The organism is Neoluteolibacter marinus (assembly GCF_014904755.1).
In the GTDB taxonomy this organism is placed as follows: domain Bacteria; phylum Verrucomicrobiota; class Verrucomicrobiia; order Verrucomicrobiales; family Akkermansiaceae; genus Haloferula; species Haloferula marina.
This window is the reverse complement of sequence record NZ_JACZFQ010000110.1, coordinates 13,318-36,203: the sequence shown is the minus strand read 5'-3', so window position 1 is coordinate 36,203 and position 22,886 is coordinate 13,318. Positions and strand designations below refer to the sequence as shown.

The 22,886-nt window shown below is 65.5% G+C and carries 16 protein-coding genes; 5 read left to right on the top strand and 11 right to left on the bottom strand.

Annotated elements, in window-relative coordinates:
- Nucleotides 1-133: 133 nt before the first annotated feature.
- The 3 genes from IG178_RS21950 (at nucleotide 134) to IG178_RS21940 (ending at nucleotide 5,289) form a co-directional block, all read left to right on the top strand.
- Nucleotides 134-1,348 (top strand): glycoside hydrolase family 57 protein, encoded by a 1,215-nt coding sequence (locus tag IG178_RS21950; RefSeq protein WP_193214736.1) that lies wholly within the window; start codon nucleotides 134-136, stop codon nucleotides 1,346-1,348.
- A gap of 374 nt (nucleotides 1,349-1,722) precedes the next feature.
- On the top strand, nucleotides 1,723-4,494 hold the full coding sequence (locus IG178_RS21945) for a hypothetical protein (protein ID WP_193214735.1): 2,772 nt from the start codon (nucleotides 1,723-1,725) through the stop codon (nucleotides 4,492-4,494).
- Between the two features lie 54 nt (nucleotides 4,495-4,548).
- Nucleotides 4,549-5,289 carry a TSUP family transporter gene (locus IG178_RS21940; protein WP_193214734.1) on the top strand — a complete coding sequence of 247 codons (741 nt, stop codon included), beginning with the start codon at nucleotides 4,549-4,551 and terminating at the stop codon, nucleotides 5,287-5,289.
- On the opposite strand, the gene IG178_RS21935 is transcribed toward IG178_RS21940, so the two are convergent.
- The 7 genes from IG178_RS21935 to IG178_RS21905 all read right to left on the bottom strand — a co-directional run bounded on the left by IG178_RS21935 (nucleotide 5,282) and on the right by IG178_RS21905 (nucleotide 14,770).
- Nucleotides 5,282-5,992 (bottom strand): M50 family metallopeptidase, encoded by a 711-nt coding sequence (locus tag IG178_RS21935; RefSeq protein ID WP_226895683.1) that lies wholly within the window; start codon nucleotides 5,990-5,992, stop codon nucleotides 5,282-5,284. The two genes, IG178_RS21940 and IG178_RS21935, sit on opposite strands and share 8 nt — an antisense overlap.
- A 794-nt stretch (nucleotides 5,993-6,786) precedes the next feature.
- Nucleotides 6,787-9,315 carry a DNA topoisomerase III gene (gene topB, locus IG178_RS21930; RefSeq protein ID WP_193214732.1) on the bottom strand — a complete coding sequence of 843 codons (2,529 nt, stop codon included), beginning with the start codon at nucleotides 9,313-9,315 and terminating at the stop codon, nucleotides 6,787-6,789.
- Nucleotides 9,316-9,427: 112 nt separating this feature from the next.
- Nucleotides 9,428-9,916: a hypothetical protein gene (locus IG178_RS21925; RefSeq protein WP_193214731.1), complete on the bottom strand. Its 489-nt coding sequence runs from the start codon at nucleotides 9,914-9,916 to the stop codon at nucleotides 9,428-9,430.
- A complete protein-coding gene (gene dprA, locus IG178_RS21920) occupies nucleotides 9,913-11,013 on the bottom strand; it encodes a DNA-processing protein DprA (RefSeq protein ID WP_193214730.1) in 1,101 nt (366 codons plus the stop codon). Before dprA ends, IG178_RS21925 begins: the two co-directional genes overlap by 4 nt.
- Nucleotides 11,014-11,026: 13 nt before the next feature.
- Complete coding sequence (locus IG178_RS21915) at nucleotides 11,027-12,382, bottom strand: DUF2851 family protein (RefSeq protein ID WP_193214729.1); 1,356 nt, start codon at nucleotides 12,380-12,382, stop codon at nucleotides 11,027-11,029.
- Complete coding sequence (locus IG178_RS21910; RefSeq protein WP_343226030.1) at nucleotides 12,382-13,974, bottom strand: TIGR03790 family protein; 1,593 nt, start codon at nucleotides 13,972-13,974, stop codon at nucleotides 12,382-12,384. Before IG178_RS21910 ends, IG178_RS21915 begins: the two co-directional genes overlap by 1 nt.
- Before the next feature lie 10 nt (nucleotides 13,975-13,984).
- On the bottom strand, nucleotides 13,985-14,770 hold the full coding sequence (locus IG178_RS21905; RefSeq protein ID WP_193214727.1) for an MBL fold metallo-hydrolase: 786 nt from the start codon (nucleotides 14,768-14,770) through the stop codon (nucleotides 13,985-13,987).
- Nucleotides 14,771-14,876: 106 nt separating this feature from the next.
- Between IG178_RS21905 and recN the strand changes: the two genes are divergently transcribed.
- Nucleotides 14,877-16,532 (top strand): DNA repair protein RecN, encoded by a 1,656-nt coding sequence (recN, locus tag IG178_RS21900; protein WP_193214726.1) that lies wholly within the window; start codon nucleotides 14,877-14,879, stop codon nucleotides 16,530-16,532.
- Nucleotides 16,533-16,711: 179 nt separating this feature from the next.
- Nucleotides 16,712-18,340 (top strand): beta-N-acetylhexosaminidase, encoded by a 1,629-nt coding sequence (locus tag IG178_RS21895; protein WP_193214725.1) that lies wholly within the window; start codon nucleotides 16,712-16,714, stop codon nucleotides 18,338-18,340.
- 68 nt (nucleotides 18,341-18,408) lie between these two features.
- Here the strand turns inward: IG178_RS21895 and IG178_RS21890 are convergent, their stop codons facing one another.
- The 4 genes from IG178_RS21890 to IG178_RS21875 all read right to left on the bottom strand — a co-directional run bounded on the left by IG178_RS21890 (nucleotide 18,409) and on the right by IG178_RS21875 (nucleotide 22,868).
- Complete coding sequence (locus tag IG178_RS21890) at nucleotides 18,409-19,137, bottom strand: phosphodiester glycosidase family protein (RefSeq protein ID WP_193214724.1); 729 nt, start codon at nucleotides 19,135-19,137, stop codon at nucleotides 18,409-18,411.
- Between the two features lie 81 nt (nucleotides 19,138-19,218).
- Entirely contained in the window at nucleotides 19,219-20,625 is a 1,407-nt protein-coding gene (locus IG178_RS21885) for a DUF1552 domain-containing protein (RefSeq protein WP_193214723.1), read from the bottom strand.
- Nucleotides 20,626-20,628: 3 nt separating this feature from the next.
- On the bottom strand, nucleotides 20,629-21,015 hold the full coding sequence (locus IG178_RS21880) for a hypothetical protein (protein ID WP_193214722.1): 387 nt from the start codon (nucleotides 21,013-21,015) through the stop codon (nucleotides 20,629-20,631).
- Nucleotides 21,012-22,868 (bottom strand): DUF1592 domain-containing protein, encoded by a 1,857-nt coding sequence (locus IG178_RS21875; RefSeq protein WP_193214721.1) that lies wholly within the window; start codon nucleotides 22,866-22,868, stop codon nucleotides 21,012-21,014. The genes IG178_RS21880 and IG178_RS21875 overlap by 4 nt, the downstream gene beginning before the upstream one ends.
- Between the last annotated feature and the right edge of the window lie 18 nt (nucleotides 22,869-22,886).

Genomic DNA, 22,886 nt, shown 5'->3' with positions numbered 1-22,886 from the left:
CCGCCGAGAAGGTCGTCGAAATCTATCGCGAGCTGGTCGAGCGGCCGGCGGCTCCCCGCGGTGACGGGGATCCGTTGAGCCTTTTCCGGGACTGATTTCTTCGCCACGATCGCGGAAACCCGTTGTCGCCCCCATGTCGCACGTCTGCCTCTACTTTCAGGTTCATCAGCCGAACCGGCTGATCCCGTACGATTTTTTCCGCATCGGCGAGCACGCCTTCTACGAGGACGACGGCCTCAACTGCGAGGTCCTCTCGAAGGTGGCGGAGAAGTGCTACCTGCCGGCGAACGCACTTTTCAAAAAGGCAATCGAGGATTCCCACGGGCGCTTCCGGATGGCGCTATCGATCAGCGGCACGGTGATCGAGCAGATGGAGCATCACCGGCCCGACGTCCTGCGTTCTTTCCAGGAGTTGGTGGCCACGGGGAACGTCGAGCTGCTGGCCGAGACCTACTACCATTCGCTGGCGATCCTGCATTCGAAGAAGGAGTTCGAGCGCCAGGTGGAGCTCCACCTCGAGAAGCTGGAGTCCGTGTTCCACATCCGGCCGCGGGTCTTCCGCAACACCGAGCTGATCTACAACAACGCCATCGCGGCGCAGGCCGAGACCATGGGTTTCGACGGCATCCTCGCCGAGGGAGTGCCCTGGGTGCTCAACGGCCAGTCGCCCAATTTCCTCTACAGCGCGCCCCACGTCTCCCAGCTGAAAACGATCCTGCGGAATGTCGAGTTGTCCGATGACCTGGGATTCCGCTTTTCCGACCGCCAGTGGAGCGAGTGGCCCCTCACTCCGGAGAGGTTCGCCGGCTGGCTGAAAAACGCTCCCGGCGATGTCGCGAACCTGTTCCTCGACTACGAGACCATCGGCGAGCACCAGTGGAAGGACACCGGGATCTTCGAGTTCTGGGAGAAACTGCCCGAGGCGGTGCTCGACCAGGACATCAAGTGGATCACTCCCAGCGAGGTGGTCGACTTGTTCCGCGCGTCGAAGGAATACGACTGTCACTGGCCGACCTCGTGGGCCGATGCGGAGAGGGATCTCAGTGCCTGGACCGGCAATGCGATGCAACAAGAGGCCATCGCCAAGATCCATCGCCTCGAGGGCGAGGTGCTGGCGACCAATGACCCGGACCTGACCCACACCTGGGCGAAGATGCAGACGTCGGATCACTTCTACTGGATGTCCACCAAGGGCGGCACCGACGGCAGCGTCCACCAGTATTTCTCGCCCTACGGCAGCGCCTACGACAGCTACATCTACTTCATGAACGCCTTGGCCGACCTGCAGGTGAGACTGCGGCGGATCCAGGAGAAGAAGCGCGCCGGGAGCGGCGGGGAGTTCTTGTGATGGCCCCCGGGTAGTGTCCGGAGGTACCTCGGAAACCGGCATTTGATACGGCCTAACGGATATCCATCGATTGTTAGGATTGTCGAGCTCACTGGACCCACTGTGGGTATTGTTGTTTTCTCAACTCGCTGTTATCCAATCGGTTGTCTTGATTCTTCAAGGTGAGCGGCTTGGATCCGTCGCAAGCGGCGCGCGGTCGCGGTGCCATGGACTTGCCGCGGGTTCCGTCGACGTGCTAAATCGCTGAAGCTTAAGAAATCGGACGGCCGGACAGTTTGCTGCCAGCGCGTGGCAGGGTACCTGTCAGCCGGTTCACCATGGATCCGCCAGATTCTGCCCGGGCTATCTGACCCACCCGGGTGCCCCCCCCGGATATGATCCCCCCAGCACCTTCATTCGCGATCTTCGCGGTGATCGGCTTTCTGTCGATGCTCCGTGGCGCATCGCCGTCGATCGATGCTGCCCCGCCTCGGGTGCCAGAGGCGCAGGCGAGTCACTTCTTCCTCGGCTCCGGGGACGGGACCGTGATCGCGCGCAATCCGGGCCAGAAGTGGAATGCTCGGTTCGACGGACGCGGCTTCACGGTCGAACCGGATCACGGCGAATGGACATGGGGGCTGGAGCTCGCGACAGGGCCGGGGCCGGCAGCCGGGATGCACCGGGAGGCTGGCAAGTTGAGCTATGTGCGGGGCGGTGGCTTGACCGAGTGGTTCGTGAACGACCGGCGCGGACTGGAGCAGGGGTGGACTTTCGCCAGCCGTCCCGAAGGAGCGAGGCGCTTGCGGGTGAGCCTGGTGGTGAGGGGCGGGCTTGCTCCCGCCGTGTCGCGGGATGGTTGTTCGATCGCATTCCGGAACCGGAGCGGAGCCGTGGCCGTGACCTATGGCGGGTTGAAAGCCTGGGATGCCGACGGGGTGATCCTGCCGGCCCGCTTTTGCCGGGTGGCGCGGTCCGGGTTCGAAGTCGTCGTGGACGATCGCTTGGCCCGCTATCCGGTGACCATTGATCCGGTGGCCCAGCAAGCCTACGTGAAAGCCTCGAACACGGGGATCGGCGACGCTTTCGGAACCACCGTCGCGGTTTCCGGGGACACCATGGTGGTCGGGGCGCCGGGCGAGTCGAGCAATGCGACCGGCGTCAACGGATACCCCTATAACAACCTCCATTTGAACTCCGGCGCGGCCTATGTGTTCGTGAGGGACGGAGGAACCTGGGTCCAGCAGGCCTACCTGAAAGCTTCGAACAACGGGGCGCAGGATCAGTTCGGCTGGTCGGTGGCCATCGATGGCGACACGGTCGTGGTCGGAGCCCTGCTGGAGGATGGCGCGGCGACGACCGTCGATGGCGATGGCTCCGGCAACTCGGCCCTCAATGCCGGGGCGGCGTATGTCTTCGTGCGTGAGGATGGCGAGTGGGGCCAGCAGGCCTACCTCAAGGCGGACAACGCGAAGGCGGGCCAGCTCTTCGGGTCGGCGGTGGCAATCTCCGGCGACCGGATCGTGGTGGGCGCGAACCGGGAGTCGAGCCAAGCGGCCGGCATCAATGAATACGGGTTCGACAGCCTGGCTCCGAATGCCGGGGCCGCCTATGTCTTCGTGCGCGAGGATGGGGAGTGGAGCCAAGAGGCCTACTTGAAGGCATCGGATTGCGCGGCCAACGCGGAGTTCGGGGGCGCGGTCGCGATCTCGGGCGACCGGGTTGTGGTGGGGGCGGCGGTTGCGCAGGCGTCGGCGGGCGCCGCGTATGTCTATGTCCGCGAAAGCGCCGGGTGGAGCGAGGAGGCAAGACTCAGTGCCTCGAATGCGGCGGCGAACGCCCGCTTCGGCTGCGCGGTGGCGGTGTCCGGCGAGATCCTGGCAATCGGCGCCCGCGGCGAAGCGAGCTCGGCGACCGGGGTGAACGGCAACCAGGACGACACGTCGTCGACCGATGGCGGGGCGGTGTATATGTTTTCCCGCACGGGGGGCATCTGGCTGCAGGAGGCCTATTTGAAAGCGTCGAACGCCGGAGCGGGAGACTATTTCGGCAAGTCGCTCTCCCTCGACGGAGCGCGATTGGTGGTTGGCGCACCGGGTGAGGACAGCTCCTCGGTCGGTGTCGATGGACCGGAAGGCAGCGATGTCTCGGCGTCCGCCGGGGCGGCCTATGTCTTCTCCCGTTCGGCGGGTCTTTGGAGCCAGTCGGCCTACCTAAAGGCGTCGAACACCGGGGCGGGGGATTGGTTCGGGAGTTCGGTGGCGGTCGGGTCGTCCACCGTGGCGGTCGGTGCGTCCCGCGAGTCGGGTAGCTCGGTGGGAGTCGATGGCAATCAAGCCAGCAACAGCGCGTCCGGATCCGGAGCCGTCTATGGATTCGCCCTTCCGGAGCTCGCGCCGGCCGAGATCATGGTGGAAGAAAACGGGGGCGGCGAGTTGGTCGACGGCGTGTCGGTCGTCGATTTCGCACCGGCGGCGACGGGTATCCCCGTCGCGATGCACCTTCTCGTGAACAACACCGGCGATCTCCCTCTCGACATTTCGGACGTGGTGATAGGTGGTGTCGACGCAGGGTATTTCTCGATCGATGCCGACGTCGTGCCGGCAAGTGTCCCGGGGGGATCGCGGGGCGTGCTGAGGATCCTGTTCAGCAGCCCGGAAGCCGGTGACTTCGGCGCGGACCTCGAGATTCACAGCAACGATGTCGATGAGTCGCCGTTCCATCTGGTCCTCGCGGCCAGCTCCCGAAGCGCCGCAAGCCTGTACGCCACTTGGGCATCCGAGGCGGGCTTGGAGCCCGGCGAGGACGGCCTTGACGACATCCCCCACGCCGACGGGGTGGCGAATCTCCTCAAATATGCCTCCAACCTGGAGGGCGCGTCCGCGGATCGCCGGATGCTGGGAGTTGATCTCGGCCTGCCGGTCTTCAGCGTGGCCGGCGCGGGGGCGCAGCGCGTGTTGCGGGTCGAGTTCCTGCGCCGCAAGGGCAGTGGCTTGATGTATACGCCGATGGTTTCGGACGACCTGACGCCGGGATCTTTCATGCCGATGTCTGGCACTGAAACGGTGACCGATCTGGATGCGCAATGGGAACGGATTCGGGTCGATCAACCCCGCGACCCGGCCATCCACCCGACCGGTTTCGGGATCGTTGAGGTCGGGATGCCTTGATCGGCGGTTGGCGGTGCTTGCCAGCCGGGCGATCCCCGCCTTAGGCAATGGCCTGTGCTCGACGGCCCGATTGCCTATTCCCTCGCCCTCCTCGCGGCGTTCTGTATCGGCATGTCGAAGTCGGGCTTCAGCGGCATCTCGCTGATTTCGGTGTTCCTGATGGCCGATCTCTACGGCGCGAAATCATCGGTGGGCATCACCCTGCCGCTACTGATTGTCGCCGACCTCACCGTCTATCCGGCGTTCCTCAAGCACGGCAGTTGGAAGCCGGTGTGGAAGTTGCTGCCGGCCACCATCGTCGGTTTGGGCTTGGGCTGGTACTTGCTCGGGGAGATTTCCGACCCGGTCGCCCGCAAGTTGATCGGGTGCTGCATCCTCGCCATGGTCGGCCTTCAGGCGCTGCGGGTCCGCAACCCGGCACTGATCGACAACCTGGCGGCTTCACGTGGCTTCGGAACCGCGGCGGGAGTGGCCGGGGGCGTGACGACCATGCTGGCCAATGCGGCGGGGCCGGTGATCCAGCTCTACCTGCTGTCCCGGCGCCTGCCGAAGATGGAGTTGATCGGGATCGGGGCCCGCTTCTTCCTGCTGGTCAACCTCCTCAAGGTGCCCTTGACCCGTCAGCTCGACCTGATCACCCGCGAGAGCTTGTGGGAAAATGCCAAATGCCTGCCCGGGGTTTTCGCCGGGGTTTTGGTCGGAAAGTGGCTGATCCAGCGGGTGTCGCAGCGGGTGTTCGAGTGGATGATCATCGGCTTCTCGCTGCTCGCCGCCTGCCGCTTGCTGCTCACCTGACCTTCATCTGGATCGCCTGCATGTTCTTCCAGCCGAGGAAGCCGAATAGCAGCGCCATGTAGAGTTGATGGTGGGCGATGGCAAAGAAGACGACCAATGCCGCGGCGGCGATGGCGATCTGATGGACCCGGCGCTGCGGGCGAACGAAGAGCGCGGTGATCTGGCCGCCGTCGAGGGGCGAGATCGGGAGCAGGTTGAGGATACCCCACCAGAAGTTGATCCACAGGAAATGGCGGATCAGGACCAGGAGAGGGACCCGTTCCCTGAAGAAGTCGGCCGTTCTCTCTGAAAGACCGCTGCCGCTTCCAAAGAGATGCCTCTGGACCAGCGACAGGCCATCGAAGGGGCCGAAAGCCGCGATCAGCAAAAGAATGAGGAGCAGTAACAGCAGGAACCCGGCCCCGGGACCGGCCGCGATCATCCAGAACCGTTGGGAACGGGTAAAACGTCCGCCCTGGTTGTAGGCCAAGCCGCCGAAGGCGAGCAGCTCGATGCTTGCCATGCCCCCGCCGAGGCGGCGTCCCGTCAAAGCGTGGCCGAACTCGTGGACGAGGATCGAAATGGTGCCCGCAAAGACGAACAGCGACATGTAGAGCATCCGCTCCGGCGTCACGGCATCGAAGAGTCCACCCAGGAATGCGAGGGTCAGCCAGAACCACGGGTGAATGATCACCGGGATGCCAAAGAGCGTGAAACGAACCATTGGCGCTGCCAATAGGCCGGATCCGCGGCGTGCGCAAGGGTGGGAGATCGGCCGGGGCCGCTGCGGGCCTTTCAAGGAAGCCCTGTACGAGCAAACCGCCCGGCGGATCGGGGAGATGACCCGCCGGGCGGCTGACACACGTTGACACTCGAACTTCGGGGGGAAAGCTGGCTGCGAGGATCGGGGGGAATCTTTGCGGCCGGTGTCGCAGGAACTTCTTCGGGATGGGGGGCTCCGTCGGTTGCTCCTTATGTTCCCCTGCCGCCTGAAGGGGGGTGGCAAGCCGGGGAGTTCCGTGAGGAACGGTGGGAGTCAAACGGGAGATGTTTCGTTCGACAAGATTTTTTTCAGTACGCGATCACGTAAGATGCTATATGATAGCGAAATTCGGACAATTTGGGTGTTGGTGTGGTCTGTGACGATTAATTGGTTGGAAATCAAGGATTTCCGGAGTTTTAATTCGGGTTTGTGAAATTCTTTGTGTGCTAAAATGCCAACTTGGATCTGATTTGAATGAAATAGAGTTATTAACATTCTGTATCCGTGTCGACGAGCGCTTCGGAAGCAGTTTCCCTGCCGGATTTTGCCGGCGATCCATGATCGAACCGCCGGTTTCCTGTGGGCCGCCCGGACGACGCTAGCCTGCCACCGCCGGCGCCGAGGCATTGGCAGCGCATGGGTCGAGCAACTGAGCCTCAGTTGATTCCGAAGCTCGCTTCCGGCGGTTGGACCCGCGGCGATCGTCTGCTTTGTCGCTCCCCGGCAGACGCAGCCGCGGGGTTCGCATCGCCCGGCTACTTCGCCTTCGCCGGTTTCGGCGCGCGGGGCGGGAATTCGAAGCCGACCTTGCCGTCCTCGAGATTCAAGGTGAGGTGCGCGTCGAAGGGGCGCTTGGTCCGGTTGGAGATGAAGCCTTTGATCAGGTCGGTCTTGCCTTCCGCCAGCAGCTTGAAGGCTTGGTCCGGCTCGATCTCCTTTTGCAGGATCGAACGGCCGAGGCGCAGACCGTCGGGGTCCTTCTTGGTCCTCAGCTCGGGAATCATGTACGACTTCTCGGTCCCGTAGACCTTGACCGAGCGGCCGTCGGGCAGGGTGGTGGTGCCGAGGATCATGTCGTCGGTCAGGTCCTCGGCCTTGTCGTCGTTGCCTTCAAAGACGAAGTTCACCTTGAATTTGTCGTCCAGCTCCAGGGCCGCATCGAAGGGTTTGTTGAAGCGGGACTTGAAGCCGGTGAGCGGCCCGATGAATTTCTTGGCGAAGAGCTCGCGGGCCTCTTCCTCGCTGATCAGGCGGCCGGCGATGTGCTTCTTGGCCTTGAAACCGCACTCCGGCTCGCGGCACTCGTAGGTGGCGTCGGTCTGCTTGAGGCCCTGGGCGCCGCACTTCGGGCAGGCCACGCCGAGGTCCGGGAAGACCTTGTTCTTCATCTCGGCGGCCAGCGCCTTGGCGCGGGTGACGATGTCGCGGGTGTAGTTCTGGATCTCCCGCATGAACTCGGCGCGCTGGAGGTGACCCTGTTCCATTTGGCGGAGCTTGAACTCCCAGTCGCCCGTCATCTGCGGGGAGGCGAGGCCGGTAATGTCCATTTCTCGGACCACCTCGATCAGACGCATGCCGTTGCCGGTGACGTGGAGCGGCGATTTGCCGCCGGAGCCGTCGCGGGCGATGTACTTCTGGGCGATGAGCGTTTCAATGATGGCCGCGCGGGTGGCCGGGGTGCCGAGGCCGCGCTCGGACATCGCCTCGGCGAGCGCCTCGTCGTCGACCAGCTTGCCGGCGCCTTCCATCGCGGCGAGCAGGGTGGACTCATTGAAGCGGGCCGGCGGCTTGGTTTGCTCGTCGCGGACCTCGATCTCCTTGGCCAGGGCGGACTCGCCCGGCGACACCGCGGTCAGGTCGTCCTTGCCGGAGGCAACGCCGGCACGCTGGCCGTAGACGGCCTTCCAGCCGGGTTTCACCAGCACGCGGCCTTCGGTTTTGAAAACGTCGGTGATGTCACCGGTGGTGATCTTCGTCAGGCGGGTGGTCTGCTCGAACTCGGCATTCGGATAGAAGGCGGCGATGAAGCGCTTCACGATCATGTCGTAGAGCTTCTCCTCGGTGTCGCTGAGCTTGACGACGCGGCCGGTGGGAATGATGGCGAAGTGGTCGGAAACCTTGGAGGAGTCGAAGATGCGCTTCGAGGCATGCAGGCGCGGACCGCCTTCGGCGCCCTTGAGCACGGCCTTGGCGTACTCGGCGACGGGCAGGTCGGAGTTGCCGATTTCCGCCATCGTTTCGCGAACCGTGGCCATGTAGTCCTCCGGCAGGTAGCGCGAGTCGGTTCGCGGATAGGTGATCATCTTGTGCTTCTCGTAGAGTGCCTGGGCGATGGCCAGGGTGCCTTTGGCCGAGAAGGGGGCCTCGCGCTGGAGGGTGGTCAGGTCGTAAAGCTGGGGCGCGATCTGCGTCGCGGGCCGGGTCTGGTCGGTGACCACGCCGGTCTTGCCGTCGCAGCGTTGCTGGATCGCCTCGGCGAGCGAGCGGTCCCAGATCCGCTCGGCGCGACCGTGGGGCTTGTCCGGGGACCGCTTCCAGGATTCGTCGAACCAGCGCCCGGCATAGTCGCCGGCCTGCACCCCGAAGGTGCCATGGACCTCGAAATAGGCCTCGGGCTTGAAAGCCTGGATCTCGGCCTCGCGGGCGGCGAGGATGGCCAGCGTCGGGGTCTGGACGCGGCCGGCGGAGGTGATGTTGAAGCCGCCGTGGCGGGAGCGGAAGCAGGTCAAGGCCCGGGTGGCGTTGAGGCCGACCAGCCAGTCGGACTCCGAGCGGCAGCGGGCGGCGTCGGCCAGCGGCTGCATCTCCTCGTCGCTGCGGAGCTTTTCCCAGGCATCGATGATCGCCTGGTTGGTCATCGATTGCATCCACAGCCGCTTCACCGGCTTGTCGATCTTCCCGATGTCCATGATGTAGCGGAAGATCAGTTCCCCCTCGCGGCCGGCGTCGCAGGCATTGACGATCTGGTCGACGTCCTTGCGCTTCGCCAGCTTGAGGAGCTGCTTGAGCCGGGGAGCGGTCGCCTCGATCGGGTCGAGCTCGAAGTGGTCGGGGATGGCCGGCAGCACGTCGAACTTCCACGGCAGCTTGTTACCGGTCGGGCCGGTCGGCATGCGGAGCTCGACCAGGTGGCCGACGGCGGAGCTGATGATTGCATTGTCGTTCTCAAACCAAGCATCCCGCGCCTGTCCGTTCTTCTCGAACTTGCCCAGAGCTTTGGCAAGTGAGCGGCTCAGGTCGGTCATGACGCTGGGTTTTTCGGCAATGATGAGGATTTTTCCCATGGGATTGGTGGCAGGCTCCGGGCCGAGGGACTAGACGGGGCACGGGCCGCTTGGCAAGGGGATTCCGGTGATGCGGCGGCGTTCCCCGTAGGGGAGATTTTTCCGAGAGGGTTCATTGCCGTTCGGAGAAGCCGGTCGCGAGGGGGGCCTTGGCCGGTGCTCCCGATACGCGTGACCTTCGAATCTTCACCGTCGCGAAGAGCCCGGCCACTAGTATAAGGTCGGCTATCAGCCACTCCCACGAGAACTCCTGCAAATCCCAGGTAGCGATGGTCGAAATTACCGAGGTTGCTGAAAATGTGGCCAGCGTCAGCACCAAGAACTCGAGGCCGAGGATGGCGAGCAAATCCCGGGCAGAGACCCCATGCCGACGGGTCCCGGTCATCATCTCGGCAGCGACTGTCATCGTGTATCCGATCAAGCAGAGGCAGAATGAACCTGCGCCGGTCACCAGTGATTTCAGCGAGAAATCGACACGACCGAGTGCGACTCCCAGAAAAATGAAGACCGCAAATCCAAATCCTCCGGTTACCAGCAGAATTCCAGGGAGGCCGAGGAATATCGAGACGACGGCATGAAGGAACATCGGCTTCGATCTCATCGCTTTATATACCGGAACCCCGGCAAGGCCCGGACCAGCCGGCGCATTTCCAGTTTCATCAGCGTGGCCGTCACGGTGGGCGCGGGCAGGCCGGTGGCGTCGATCAGTCGATCGACCCCCGATTCGCCCTCGCCGAGGGCGGCGAAGACCTTGGCTTCTTCTTCGGGCAGCTCCGGCGTGGAGCCTTCCGTGATCTCCTCCCCGACCGGGGCTTTGGCGAAGGGCAGCTCGCCGAGATCATCCATCAGCTCCCCGGCGTCGGTGACCAGCGTCGCGCCATCTCGGATCAGGCGGTTGCACCCGGCGGACGTCGCGGAGTCGATGGGGCCGGGCACGGCAAAGACCGGGCGGCCGTACTCGCCGGCGAGGTTGGCGGTGATCAGCGATCCGGACCAAGCCGGGCACTCGGTGACCAGCAGCGCCCGCGACCAGGCGGCGACGATGCGGTTGCGCTGGGGAAAGGTCTGCTTGTCGGGCGCTGTGTGGAGCGGGAACTCGGAAATGACGGCGCCCTGGCCGTCGGCGATCTTCTCCGCCAGACCGAGGTTTTCGGCCGGAAACAGTTTGGCCAGCCCGGATCCGATGATGGCGACGGTGCGCCCGCCTGCCGCGAGGGCGGCCTCGTGGGCCGTGGTATCGACGCCGCGGGCCAATCCGGAAATGACCGTGAAGCCGGCGTGGGCGAGCTGATAGGAGAGTTTTTTGGTGGCGTTGCGGCCGTAGTGGGTGAGGCGGCGCGTGCCGACGACCCCGATCGCGTGGCGATCTCGTTCCTCGAGCTTGCCCCAGACATAGAGCAGCAGCGGCGCGTCGTAGGCTTCGCGCAGTGCCGGGGGATAGACCGGGTCCTCGGGTAGGACGATCGAAAGCCCGCGCTGGCGGACTTCGTCGAGTTCCCGCGTCGGGTCGGCGTGATCCTGCCAGCGGGTCAGGATCCCGGCGCATTCCTCGCCGATGCCGTCGACGCGCAGCAAGTCGTTCTTCGGGGCGGCAAGCACGGACTCGGGACGATCGAATCGCTCCAACAGGCGGCGGATCCGCACGGGACCGATCTTCGGCAGCAGGTTCAGGGCGACGAGGGCTTCGAGGGAGGTCATGGGGAGAAGGGGACTACTTTCGCCACTGCGAGAGTTGCTCGGGGAAGGGACAGCCGGCGCAGTCGCTGGCGTCCTCGAGGCAAAAGTCGTGGTAGATTTGCAGCAGCGCTTGATGATGGGCGGCTTTCTTCAGCCAGGGCGCGGCCGCGTCCTCGCTGCCAAACAGCCGGATCGCGCAACGGCGGACCTTCTCGTTGCGCGCTCCCGCGGCCAACGCGAGGTAGCGATCGAAAGGCTCGCCCTCGTGCAATGCGAGCGGGAACAGGTGGTTGGCCAGCAGTTCGATCGCGCGCGCCTTGCCGAACAAGGCGACCGGGCGGGCGGTGGCGGCGGACGACAGGGTGTGGCGCTTGGTCCAGAACGGGTCGTCCAGTCCCGCGAGGTAATCGATCAGAGCCTTGGGATCGAGCGGCCGCGCCAAGGCCAGCTTGCGGAAACGCGGCCAATCGCGGACCAGGGCGGCCAGTGCCGCCACCCGGCGATGCGGGTGGTTGGCCGGGCGTTGGCCGCCGGCCTTCCAGGGGATGGCGTGGGTCGATTCCCAGCGGCCGCGCGCTTTCCACCAGGTCTCCCACAGGGTGCGGAGATGGTCCCGGGTGTCCTGCGGGGCTTTTTCATGAAGGTCGGGAGCGAGGAAACCGGCGCATCCGAAAAGCATCGCCTCGGGGGCTTCCCGGGCGGCCGCGAGCGGCATCCGCTGGGCCAACAGGCGCATCGGCAGCGCGTTGGCACGGTAGCCGAGCGTCTCTGCCACCGACTGATAGAGCGCGAGGTCGCGCCCATGGGCATCGGCGGTGCGCAGGAAGCGTGCGGCCTTCCGGGACGCCCGGTGGGCGGCGGCCTCCGCCAACAGCGATCCGACGTCAGCGGCGGTGAGCCCGGCCAAGGGCTGCACGCAGCGGCCGGGGCGGGCGATCGCGGTGTCGCGGCGCGGCCGTAGCAGGGCCTCCTCGAGAAGTGTCGCCGGCATCACCACCCGCGGCACCTCGCGGTGCTCGAGGGTGCGGGTGAAGCTCTCGGGCCCGTCGTCGCCGAAGACGACGTGGAGCACCGTCCCGTTGAAGGCGGGGTCCGCGCCGTGGCCGTGCGCTTCCCAGTCGCCCGGACGGGAGTCGAGCTCGATCGGTCCCTCGCGGAGCTCGCCGCCGATTTCGACCGCGGCCTGGAGGAAATCGGGGCCCGCGGACCGGTTCCACTCGCCGAATTGTACGATTCTCACCGTATTTCCCGCGGTGTCGCGGAAGTCGCGGCCGAAGGCGCCGGAAAACCACAGCGCCTGGAGTTCGAGCTCCGGCGGCAGTGGCAGCGGCCGGGCATCGGCCACGACCGCTGGATCCCAGGCCGCGGCGAGCAATCCGTCGTAGGTCATCACTTCTTCGGCTCTGCCGGCGGGGGGGGAGGGGGATCGAGGATGTTCAGCCAGGCGTTCACGGCGTCGACCTCCGGGAGATCGTGATAGAGGGTGCGTGCCCCGTGCAGCAACTTGATGGCGGCCTCCTTGCGGTTCTCCTTGCGGTCGATCGCGGCCACCAGCAGGTCCATGCGAAGGCGGTCGTCCTTGTCCTCGTAATAGACCTTGGCCTTGCGGAAATCCAAGGCCGCCGCCTCGCCGTGGTCCTGCTCCGCCTCCATCAGGCCGATCGCCTCCAGCAGCACGCCGCTTTTCAGCCGGTCCGCGGCTTCGCGCAGCATCGACTCAAGCTGCTTCGGATCGTCCTTCCAGCGCAGCGTGGCCAGGCGGATCGCACGGTAGTCGCGGTCGGCGTCGATCTTCTCGCCGGTGCCGTCGAGATGGAGGTAGGGCCGGTAGAGCGGGTCGCCGAGCACCACGTTCTGCCACGAGAGCACCGGGAGCGCCATGTAGGCGGCCTCGACCAGCGTGTAGCCGGCCATCAGCCTGGCTTCGAAGATGTCGAAATGATGGGTGAAGGGCAGGTAGGGTTCATAGACATTGCCCAAGGTCGCCGCGGCGCCCTTGGCAATCAGAGGAGCGGACCAGTTTTTGCTCGGATCCCGCAGCTGGCCGGCGCTGAACGAGTGAAGGTGGACGGCCACGGCGCCCCTCTTGAACTGGAATCCCGGGTTGGTGAAGGGGCCGTTGATGTTCCAGTTATACCAGCCGAAATACACCGCCACGTCGTGAAGCGGGAAGTTCGTCGGCAAGGTGTCGGGGAAGCGGTCGACCATCACCGGGATGCCGGCCTCGCGGTGGGCCTTGACGATGTTCTCCAAGGCGGGGTCTCCCTCCTGATTCTGCGGGAACATTCTCGCGATATCGATCACCGACATCCCCCACAGGCCGGTCTTTTCCGTTTCAATGGCATCCTGGACCATGCGCTCGCAGATCTCGTGGGTCGGGCCGTCGATCCGCCCGACGAGGGTCATCGGGATGCCCGCTTCGGCGAAGGACTTCTCGGCCTTGAAATACGGGTTGTTGGCGGGGCCGGCCACCGGGACACCATCGACGCCCAGCAGTGCGAGGTCGGAGTCCACGGCCGACTGCGTGGTTTTGACAAAGGGTTGCTCGCCGGGAACGAGGGGCTTCGGGGGACCGGTGCCGAGGATCCGGCTCGGGACCCCACGGACGCAGACGAGAATGCGGATCCTGGCTCGGGTCGGCACCAGGTTGCCCTGCGCGTCGCGGCCACGCTGCCACCAATTCCGCCGGTCGTACTCGCGGATCAGCGGGTCGCGCAGCTTCTTCTCGAAGTCATCCCGTGAGATCTCCTCCGAGTCCGGGAGCTCGAGCCCGACCAGGTTGTCGGCGGGGATCTGGCGGGCCTTCGCGTAGAAGCGGGCCAGCTCTTCGGAGCCCGCAGCGGCCGAGTTGTAGACAACCGCCACCGTGGACGGATCCGGAGGCACGGGCAGCGCGGCGGCGGCCGAACAAAGACATATCAGGAAAGCCAAGGGGCGGATCACCCGCCAACCATGCCTTCCTGTGCCTTTGAGGCAAGCCACGGCTTGGATTTCAACCGTGGATGCGCAAGCCGTCCCAGGCGACGCCGACTCCTTCGGGAAGGATCGCTTCCAGCTCGTGGTGCTCGTTGTCATGGCCGAGGTGGGTCAGCCAAGCACGCGGCACGCCGGTCTGCCGGATGATCTCCAGCGCCTCGTCGGTGGACAGGTGCGTGGGATGGGGGGCGGGCCGCAGGGCGTCGAGGATCAGGACGTCGGCCCGCTTGAGCAACCCGATCGTTTCCGGCGGAACCCGCTTGGCGTCGGGAATGTAGGCGACGGCATGGGAACCCGGCGCCTCGAAAAGAAAACCGACCGTGAGGACCTTGGCGTGCTCCACCGGCAGCGGGGTGATCCGGAGGTCGCCGATGGCGAAGGGGCCCTCGATCAGCTGCGGGTCCGGCTTGATGTAGCCGCCGTAGATGTTTTCCGGGGAAAAGGCCCAGCCGAACATCCGGACCAGGACTTCCATGCACTCGGCGGTGGCGTGCAGCGGGAGCGGACCCTCGCGGTGCCAGCAGAAGGCCCGCAGCTCGTCGAATCCCACCACATGATCGACGTGGGGGTGGGTGTAGATCACCGCGTCGACCCGCGTCATCTTCTCCCGCAGGGCCTGCTCGCGGAGGTCCGGGCCGGAGTCGACCAGCACCGAGATCTCGCCGCAGCGGACATGGACGGACGAGCGGGTGCGCTTGTTGCGAGGGTCTTCCGACTGGCAAACCCGGCACTGGCAGCCGATCACCGGCACCCCGACCGAGGTCCCGGTGCCCAGAAAAGTCAGTTCGAAATCCGCCGCCATCCGCGGTCCGGAGGCTGGCAGGCGCGGGCCGGGGCCGCAAGTGCCGGGAGCGTCCGATTGACTCGCCGCCGCGTCCTTGCATCATGCGCGCGTCGCGGCCTCATCCATGCTCACCCTTCTCAAAATCCGCAATCTCGCCCTGGTCGATGAACTCGTGTGGGAGCTCGGCCCCGGGCTCGTCGGGGTCACGGGTGAAACCGGCGCCGGCAAGTCGGTCATCGTCGGGGCCCTCAAGCTGGTGCTCGGCGAACGGGCGGACAAGTCGTTGATCCGGAACGGTGAAGACTCGTGCACGGTGGAGGCGGTCTTTGAACTCACCGACGCCGCGGAGATCGACGCCGTGCTCGCCGACGGCGGCCTCGACCCCTGCGAGGACGGCTCGCTGATCGTCCGCCGGGTCATCGGCCAAAGCGCCAACCGCCAGTTCGTCAACGACTCGCCGGTCACTCTCGCCCTTCTCAAGCGCCTCGGCGAGCACCTCGTCGATCTCCACGGGCCGCACGATCACCAGTCCCTGCTTTCGACCGAGCGCCAGCTGGCGATGCTCGATGCCTACGCGGGCAACGATGCCGCGCTCGACGGATACCGCAATGCCTGGAGGGCATGGCGGGACAAGCTGACCGAACTGGAAGACCTGCGCGATGCCGAGTCGGCGAGCGCCCAGGAGCTCGAGCTTTTGCGGCATCAGGTCGAGGAGATCGATGCCGCCCGGCTCAAGCCGGAGGACGAGGACGAGATCGCCGACCGCTACCGGCGGTCGAGCAACGCAAGCCGCCTGGTGGAACTCTCTGGAGCGGCCGCGACGGCTCTGGGGGCGGACGACGGTGGCGTGCTGTCGCACCTGGCCGAGGTCCAGCGGTTGGTCCGGGACCTGGAGAAACTTGACCCCGCGATCCGCGAGCTCACCCAGGGTTTGGAGGGCGCGGTGATGGAGCTGCAGGAGCTCGAAAGCTCTCTGGCCGATTACGCCGGGGATCTGGACATCGATCCTGCCGAGGCAAAACGGCTGGAGGAGCGGGTGAACCTCTTCGAATCCCTCAAGCGGAAGTATGGTGGCGACCTTGCGGAAGTGCTGGCCCAGCGCGAGCGGGCGGCTGCGCGCCTCGATGCGGTCGAGAACCGCGGCGAGCGGCTCGAACAGCTTGCCGCGGAGGTGGCGGGCCTGAGGGAGGTCACCGAGAAGGCGGGTCTCGCCCTGTCGGCGAAGCGCAAGAAGGCGGGCCCAAAGCTGGCGAAGGAGATCGCCGGGCAGCTCAAGGACCTGGGATTCAAGCAGTCGTCGTTCGAGGTCCAGGTGCTTTCCAACAAGGAACCGGCAATGTCGGGTCTGGAGGGCGTCGAGTTCCAGTTCGGGCCGAATCCCGGCGAGCCGCTGCAACCGCTGCGCCAGATCGCCTCGAGCGGCGAGATCAGCCGGGTGATGCTGGCGGTGAAGAGCGCCTTGGCCGACCAGGACGCGACTCCCTTGATGGTCTTCGACGAGATCGACGCCAATGTCGGGGGCGAGATCGCCCGGGCCGTCGGCAGGAAGATGGCGGCCCTCGGCGGGCGGCATCAGGTGGTCGCGATCACCCACTTCCCGCAGGTCGCGGCGCTGGCGGCGCGGCATTATGTGGTCGAGAAGGAGGTGGCCGGGGGGCGGACCCGTTCGAGGTTGTTCCCGGTGACCGGCGAACCGCGGATCGCGGAACTGGTGCGCATGCTCGGTGGCGGCGGCGAGTCGGCCAAGGCGATGGCCGTCAGCCTGTTGGAGGGCCCGTAGTCCGCCCGGCGTCGAGGGGATGGCCTCGCCTGAGTGGGCGGGTATGTCCGGTTATTCCCCCTTTGGGAGTGACGCAATGCCAGGGCCTCCCGTGGATTCCGTCGCGACGACCGCTTTGTCAGTAGCGCTGCGCATTTTCCCGATTGTCCGGGCCGGCCGGAACCGTTGAAGTGCCTCACATGAAAGAAAGCATCCTCGCCTTGGCCTTGCTCTCCGCCGTCGCCGTTGCCGAACCGTCGCTGATCCCGCTGCCCAAGGAGATGGCCGCGGGCGGTGGCGAGTTCGCTTTTTCGGGCGGAACCGGCATCCGCTTCGACAAGGATGTGGCGAAAGAGGCCGAGTTGTTCGCGGTGGCGCTGGAATCGCTGACCGGGTCGACCCCGAAGATCGTGCGCGAGGAGCTCCGGATCCTGCTGCCGTCGGAGATCCGGCTCGACCTCGACGACAGCCTGCCGCTGAAGGAGGGTGGCTATATGTTGGAAGCGGGACCGAAGGGCGTGAAGGTCACGGGCAAGGATGCGGCCGGCGTTTGGTACGGGACCCGTAGTTTGCTCCAGCTGCTGCCACCTCCCGGAGCCGGGGTGTGGAAGGACTCGAAGGAGGCGGGGATTCCCGCGCTCACCATCACCGACGAGCCGCGCTTCGGGTGGCGCGGCATGCACCTCGATGTCGGCCGGCACTTCTTCTCCGCCGATGAGATCAAGGGCTTCATCGACTGGTTGGCCTTCCACAAGTTCAACGTCTTCCATTGGCACCTGACGGAGGACCAGGGGTGGCGGATCGAGATCAAGAAGTACCCGAAGCTCACCGAGGTGGGAGCCTTCCGTGATTCGACGCCGCCCTACGGCAACCGCAATTCCGACGACGGCAAGCGCTACGGCGGCTTCTACACCCAGGACCAGATCAAGGAGATCGTGGCCTATGCGGCGGAGCGCCATGTCACCATCGTCCCCGAGATTGACATGCCCGGGCACATGGCCGCGGCGATCGCGGCGTATCCACAGTTCGGCAATTCGGACATTCCCGGGTATGCGCCGAAAGTGATGACCCGTTGGGGCGTCCATCCGTACACGCTGGCACCGACCGAAGAGACCTTCGCCTTCGTCGACGACGTGTTGACGGAGCTTTGCGCGCTGTTCCCCTCGACCTACATCCACATCGGCGGCGACGAGGCGCCGAAGGACCAGTGGGAGAAATCGCCGCGTGTGAAGGCCTTGATGGAAAAGGAAGGGCTGAAGAACGGCCACGACGTCCAGAGCTACTTCATCAAGCGGGTGGAGAAGATGCTGGATGCCAAGGGGCGCAAGCTCGTCGGCTGGGACGAGATCCGCGAGGGCGGGCTGGCCCCGAGCGCGACGGTGATGTGCTGGCAGGGTGATGCCGTCCACTCGGCGGTGGCATCAGCCAAGGAAGGCCACGACGTGATCATGGCGCCGAACCAGCGGCTCTACTTCGACCACTACCAGCATCCGGAAAAGGACGAGCTCGCCAAGGGCCTGGAATTCGAGACGATCGGCGGCTTCCGCCCGATCGACAACGTCTATGCCTATGAGCCAGTGCCCCAGGGGCTGAGTCCCGAGGAGGCGAAGCATGTGATCGGCGTGCAGGCCCAGCTATGGACCGAATACATGCACGACTGGAAGAAAGTCGAATACATGGCCTTTCCCCGCCTCGCCGCGGTCGCCGAGATCGCCTGGACGCCGGCGGACCGGAAGAACTACGACAGCTTCCGGAGCCGCCTCGACGGGATCCTCAAGTTCTACGATGCGGCGGGCGTGAACCGGGCGGAGTTGCCCGCCGCGAAGTAGCGGTCAGCGGGCCGGCTCGATGGCAAATTTCCCTTGCGACCGGGTCCCGGTGAAGCCCTGTTCTCCACTCAGGGCTTTGCCGCGGGACCGACCACCGCGATGAACGAGCCGAAGTCACTGCTCGGCTTCAGGATCTCCTTGCCGCTGCGCATTTGGCTGAGGTCGCCATCGAGGAAGAGCGCATCGTCGCAGCCGAGCTGGCGGAAGAGCTCGGCGAACTCGTGCAAGTTCGGGTACTTCGGCGAGCGAAAGTCCGTCATGGCGAAGACAACCTCCCCCGTTCGCGAGACGCCAACGCCGTTGCGATGGAGCCGCGACTCCGAGGTGGCGTTGAACTGAGGGTGCACCTTCCCGTTCCGGAGCAACAGCGGGCCGGACTGCACGGCCTGGCGGATGCCGCCCTTCGGCACGGGATACTCGTCGGTGCGGATTACGGCGGCACCGTCCGGGCCGATCAGGAAGATGCCGTTGGGCTGGAGGAAGAAGTTGCCCCTGCCTTGGTTGCGGTTGACGGGCCGCCATTCCTTTCCGTCCTGGATCAGCAGCCCGCTCGGAATGCCGCCGGGTTCGAAGATGCCGCCGTTCATGATCGTCAGCGGGGTCTCCCCGGCAGCGGTGACGTGGGCCGCGGCTTCGGGGAAGGTCCGGATCTGCCGCCCGTCCTTGTCCTTCCAGACCAGCCGGACCGCGGAGGCCGGGGTACGGAGAACATGGTAGGTGATGCCGCCGATCATCTGCTTCTCGGGGGCGGCCCGGACGCAGGCGGCAAGGAACAGGAGCAGGACGATGACGCGCATGGTGACCGGATTTCCCGGTGACTGGAGGAAGGCAATGAGAAGGGTTCGTGAAGTCGCGGTGATTTCGTCCGGCCGCGGCGGTCAGGCGATGCCACGCAAGCCGTCGGTGGCGTCGCCGAGCTGGCGAGCCTCGACGCCGGCGGTTTCGAGCATGTTGATCCAGAGACCGCAGAGCGGGGTGCCATCCTCGTAGACGAGGTGCTTGCCGGTCTTCAACCCCGCCTTGGCGCCGCCGGCGACGATGATCGGGACGTTGCGCGGGTTGTGGCTGTTGCCGTCGCGGATCGGCGAACCGAAGGCGACCATGGTCCGGTCGAGCAGGTTGCCGTCGCCTTCCTTGATCTCCTTCATCCGCTCGAGCATGTAGGCGTACTGCTCGACGTGCCAGCGGTTGATCCGTTCGTACTGGTCGAGCTTCGAACCGTCGTTGCTGTGGTGGGAGATGTCGTGGTGGCCGCCGTTGACGCCGTCGAGGAACGAGAAGTTCCGGCCGGTGACGTCGTTGCCGAACATGAACGAGGAAACCCGCGTGGAGTCGGACCAGAAGGCGAGCATCTGGAGGTCCATCATGATCCGGCAGTGTTCACCGTGGTCGAAGCGCGGGCGCGAATTGAGTTCCTCCTCGCGGCTGGCCTTGCCCATGGCCCTGGAGATGCGCTTGTCGAGCGCGTCCATCTGCTTGAGCAGATCGGGCGGGAGGTTCTCCCCGGCGCCGAGGGTGGCGGCCTCGGCCTCGATGCGGCGTTCGACCTCGCGGATCGACTCGAGGTACTGCTCGAGCTTGTGGCGGTCTTCCTGGCCGAGCCGCGACTGCAAACGTTTGGCGTCGCCGCTGACCAGATCGAGGACCGACTTGTCATCGGCAGCTTGTTTTTCCCCGCCCTTTGAGCGGGTGCGGAACAGGCGGTCGAAGGCGACCCGCGGGTTGATCTCGCAGGGCAGCGGGACGGTCGAGGTTTTCCACGAGATGTGGGAGGCGTAGAGGCGGGTGTAGTTGACGTTGGTGTCGATGCCGGTGGCGACCGGTTCGGTGCCCAGTTCCAGCGACGGCAGCTTGGTGTGGCGGCCGAGTTGCTGCGCGGCGATCTGGTCCATCGAAATGCCGCCGGCGGCGATGTCGGAGCCGGTGGTCTTGGTGATGGTGGTGCCGGTGAGCCAGCCGCCGGTCTTCACGTAGTGGCCGTCGCCGCTGAACGACGCCTTGTTCTGCAGGCCGGTGAGGATCAGCAGGTCCTCGCGGTGCTTTTCGAGCGGGGAAAGGATCGGCGAAAGCTTGAAGCGCGAACCGTCGCCTTCCGGAGTCCAACGGTCGGCGCGGACGCCGTTCGGCATGTAAAGGAGCGCGATGCGGACCGGCAGCGATGACGACGAACCGGCGGCCATCAGCGGGCGCATGGCGTCGAGGAAGGGCAGCGCCAGCGTGGCACCGGCACCGCGGAGGAATTGCCGGCGCGGCAGCCGCCATTTCTGGGATTGGAAGTTGGCCATGGATTATCGGATTCCGGGTTGAGTGGAGGAGCGGTGGCGGGCCAGGTGATACTGGAACTGGCAAATGAGGCAGCAGACCATCGAGACCAGGAAGGCGATGGACAAGAGGAGGCTGATAGCGCCTCTGTCTGAAAAACTGGCACGCGAGATGGCTTCAACGCACCACCAGCCAAGGGTGATGACCAGCAGCACGGAGCCCGCCAGTCGTTTCATCAGTAGGCCGACCCCGGCAGCAAAAGGCAGTCCGGCAGCCAGCCAATCGCCGGTAGCCCCGGCGGCCATCCAGGTGGCGATCCCCAAGGCCAGTCCGATCATCAGCATGAGCAGACCGGGAGAGATGAACTCGGCGTCCTTGACCGGCCTCAGGAGTCTTTGGAATGAAGATTTCATCGGCTTGAGCTGCGGTTGCGGAACGGGGGGGACTCGACGACGGCGAGGACCAGCGATTGCATTTTCAGGTCGTCGGCCCGGAGCCTGGTGACCAGATCGGTCACGACCGCTTCATCGTAGTACTCCAGCGGACGACCCAGGGCATAGCCAAGCATTTTGCGGCTGAGATTGCGGAGGAAAAGTTCGTCGGAGGAAAGCAGCAGCTTCTTGAGTTCGGCCGGGTTGGAGAAGGTGATGTCGCCGGGCAGGGTGGCGAGGGAGTCCACGGGCTTGCCGTTGGCGTCGACCGTCCGCCAGCGGCCGATCGCGTCGAAGTTTTCCAGGCCGAAGCCGAGCGGATCGATCTTCTCGTGGCAACCGGCGCAACTCGCCTTGGTGCGGTGGATCTCGAGGGTTTCGCGGAACGACAGGCCTTCGGTCGACTTGTCGTCGGGGGGCAGCACACCGGCATCCGGGGGCGGCGGGGGCGGTGGCGTGCCGAGCAGGGTGTCGAGGATCCACTTGCCGCGGCGGACCGGGCTGGTCCGCAGCGGCAGCGAGGTCGCGGTGAGGATCGCCGCCTGGCCGATGACCCCGCCGCGATTCGGATCCGTGAGCGCGACCTTACGGAGTTCCGGTCCGGTAACCCCGCCGATGTCGTAGAGTTTGGCGAGTTCGCCATTGGCGAAGGTGTAATCGGACTGGATCAGCTCCGTGGCCGGCCGGTTCGCCTGGATGAGGTGGTTGAAAAAATCGACCGACTCGCGGTACATCGCGACCCGCAAGGTCGGGGTGAACTCGGGGAAGCGGGTGGTGTCAGGCTCGGCGACTTCGCGGAGGTCGTCGAAGCCGAGCCACTGGCCGGCGAAATGGCGGCCGAGGGTTTCCGCCCGGGGATCGGCTATCATGCGCAGGGCTTCGGCGCGGAGGGTGGCGGGATCGGAGAGCTTGCCCAGGTCCGCCAGGCGCAGGAGCTGGCGGTCGGGCATCGAGGCCCAGAGGAAATAGGAGAGGCGGGTTGCCAGCTCGAAATCGTCGACGGGCCACTCGGACTTGCCCTCCTGGTCGGCCTCGATGCGAAACAGGAACGAGGGGTTGACCAGCAGCGACTGCAACGGGATGCGCATCGACTCCTCGTAGCTATCGCCCGCGGTGAGATGCTTGGCGAATAGCCCGAGCATCGGAGCCAGGTCGTCGTCCGTGACCCGGCGGCGGAAAGCCAGCGAGGCGTGGGTGAGGAGGGTGGTGCGGGCCGCCCGGTCCGGCGGGGTTTGGTCGGAAGGCCGTGCCACCAGCACCCGGTCGAGGTGCTTGGGGTCATCGTAGATGGCGGCGACCACCTTCTTCGAGGCGGCCAGGTATTTCTCCATCAAGCCGGGGTGGACGAAGAGGGCGTCGCCGACGTTGTCGAAGCCCTCGCCGCCGGCCCCGTCGGAGGGGAAGTCGCGGCCGGGCTGGAAGGTGATGCCGAAGAGGTCGCGGACGGTGTGGTTGTACTCGTTGCGATTGAGCCGGCGCACCGTGGTGCGGCCCGGATTGCGGGGGAAATCGCCGGTCTCGAGTTTCTTCAGCACCGAGCGGATCTCATCGACCAGCGCGGCGCGCTCGGCATCCGACGGGAGGAGATCCTCGTCGTCGGGCGGCATGTCGCCGAGTTCGACCTGCTCGGCGATGTTGGCGAGGAAGCGGTGGTGCCGGAGAGCCGCGTCGGCGGAGTCGAGTTGATGCACCTCGATCCCGCCCTTCTGCTTCTTCTCGCCGTGGCAGTCGTAGCAGTACTTGGCGAGCAGCGGGGTGGCGACGTCGGCAAAGCCGTCCGCCCTGACGACAAGCGGCAGGCAGGAAAGCAGGGCGGCGAGGAGACGGATCGACATCGGGCAGAGTCCGGAACG

Coding starts and splice junctions, on each gene's coding strand:
- IG178_RS21875 (WP_193214721.1), bottom strand. CDS start 22,868: ATGTCGATCCGTCTCCTCGCCGCCCTGCTTTCCTGCCTGCCGCTTGTC.
- IG178_RS21880 (WP_193214722.1), bottom strand. CDS start 21,015: ATGAAATCTTCATTCCAAAGACTCCTGAGGCCGGTCAAGGACGCCGAG.
- topB (WP_193214732.1), bottom strand. CDS start 9,315: ATGGGAAAAATCCTCATCATTGCCGAAAAACCCAGCGTCATGACCGAC.
- IG178_RS21905 (WP_193214727.1), bottom strand. CDS start 14,770: ATGGCGGCGGATTTCGAACTGACTTTTCTGGGCACCGGGACCTCGGTC.
- IG178_RS21895 (WP_193214725.1), top strand. CDS start 16,712: ATGAAAGAAAGCATCCTCGCCTTGGCCTTGCTCTCCGCCGTCGCCGTT.
- IG178_RS21945 (WP_193214735.1), top strand. CDS start 1,723: ATGATCCCCCCAGCACCTTCATTCGCGATCTTCGCGGTGATCGGCTTT.
- IG178_RS21925 (WP_193214731.1), bottom strand. CDS start 9,916: ATGAGATCGAAGCCGATGTTCCTTCATGCCGTCGTCTCGATATTCCTC.
- IG178_RS21915 (WP_193214729.1), bottom strand. CDS start 12,382: ATGACCTACGACGGATTGCTCGCCGCGGCCTGGGATCCAGCGGTCGTG.
- recN (WP_193214726.1), top strand. CDS start 14,877: ATGCTCACCCTTCTCAAAATCCGCAATCTCGCCCTGGTCGATGAACTC.
- IG178_RS21950 (WP_193214736.1), top strand. CDS start 134: ATGTCGCACGTCTGCCTCTACTTTCAGGTTCATCAGCCGAACCGGCTG.
- dprA (WP_193214730.1), bottom strand. CDS start 11,013: ATGACCTCCCTCGAAGCCCTCGTCGCCCTGAACCTGCTGCCGAAGATC.
- IG178_RS21935 (WP_226895683.1), bottom strand. CDS start 5,992: ATGGTTCGTTTCACGCTCTTTGGCATCCCGGTGATCATTCACCCGTGG.
- IG178_RS21885 (WP_193214723.1), bottom strand. CDS start 20,625: ATGGCCAACTTCCAATCCCAGAAATGGCGGCTGCCGCGCCGGCAATTC.
- IG178_RS21890 (WP_193214724.1), bottom strand. CDS start 19,137: ATGCGCGTCATCGTCCTGCTCCTGTTCCTTGCCGCCTGCGTCCGGGCC.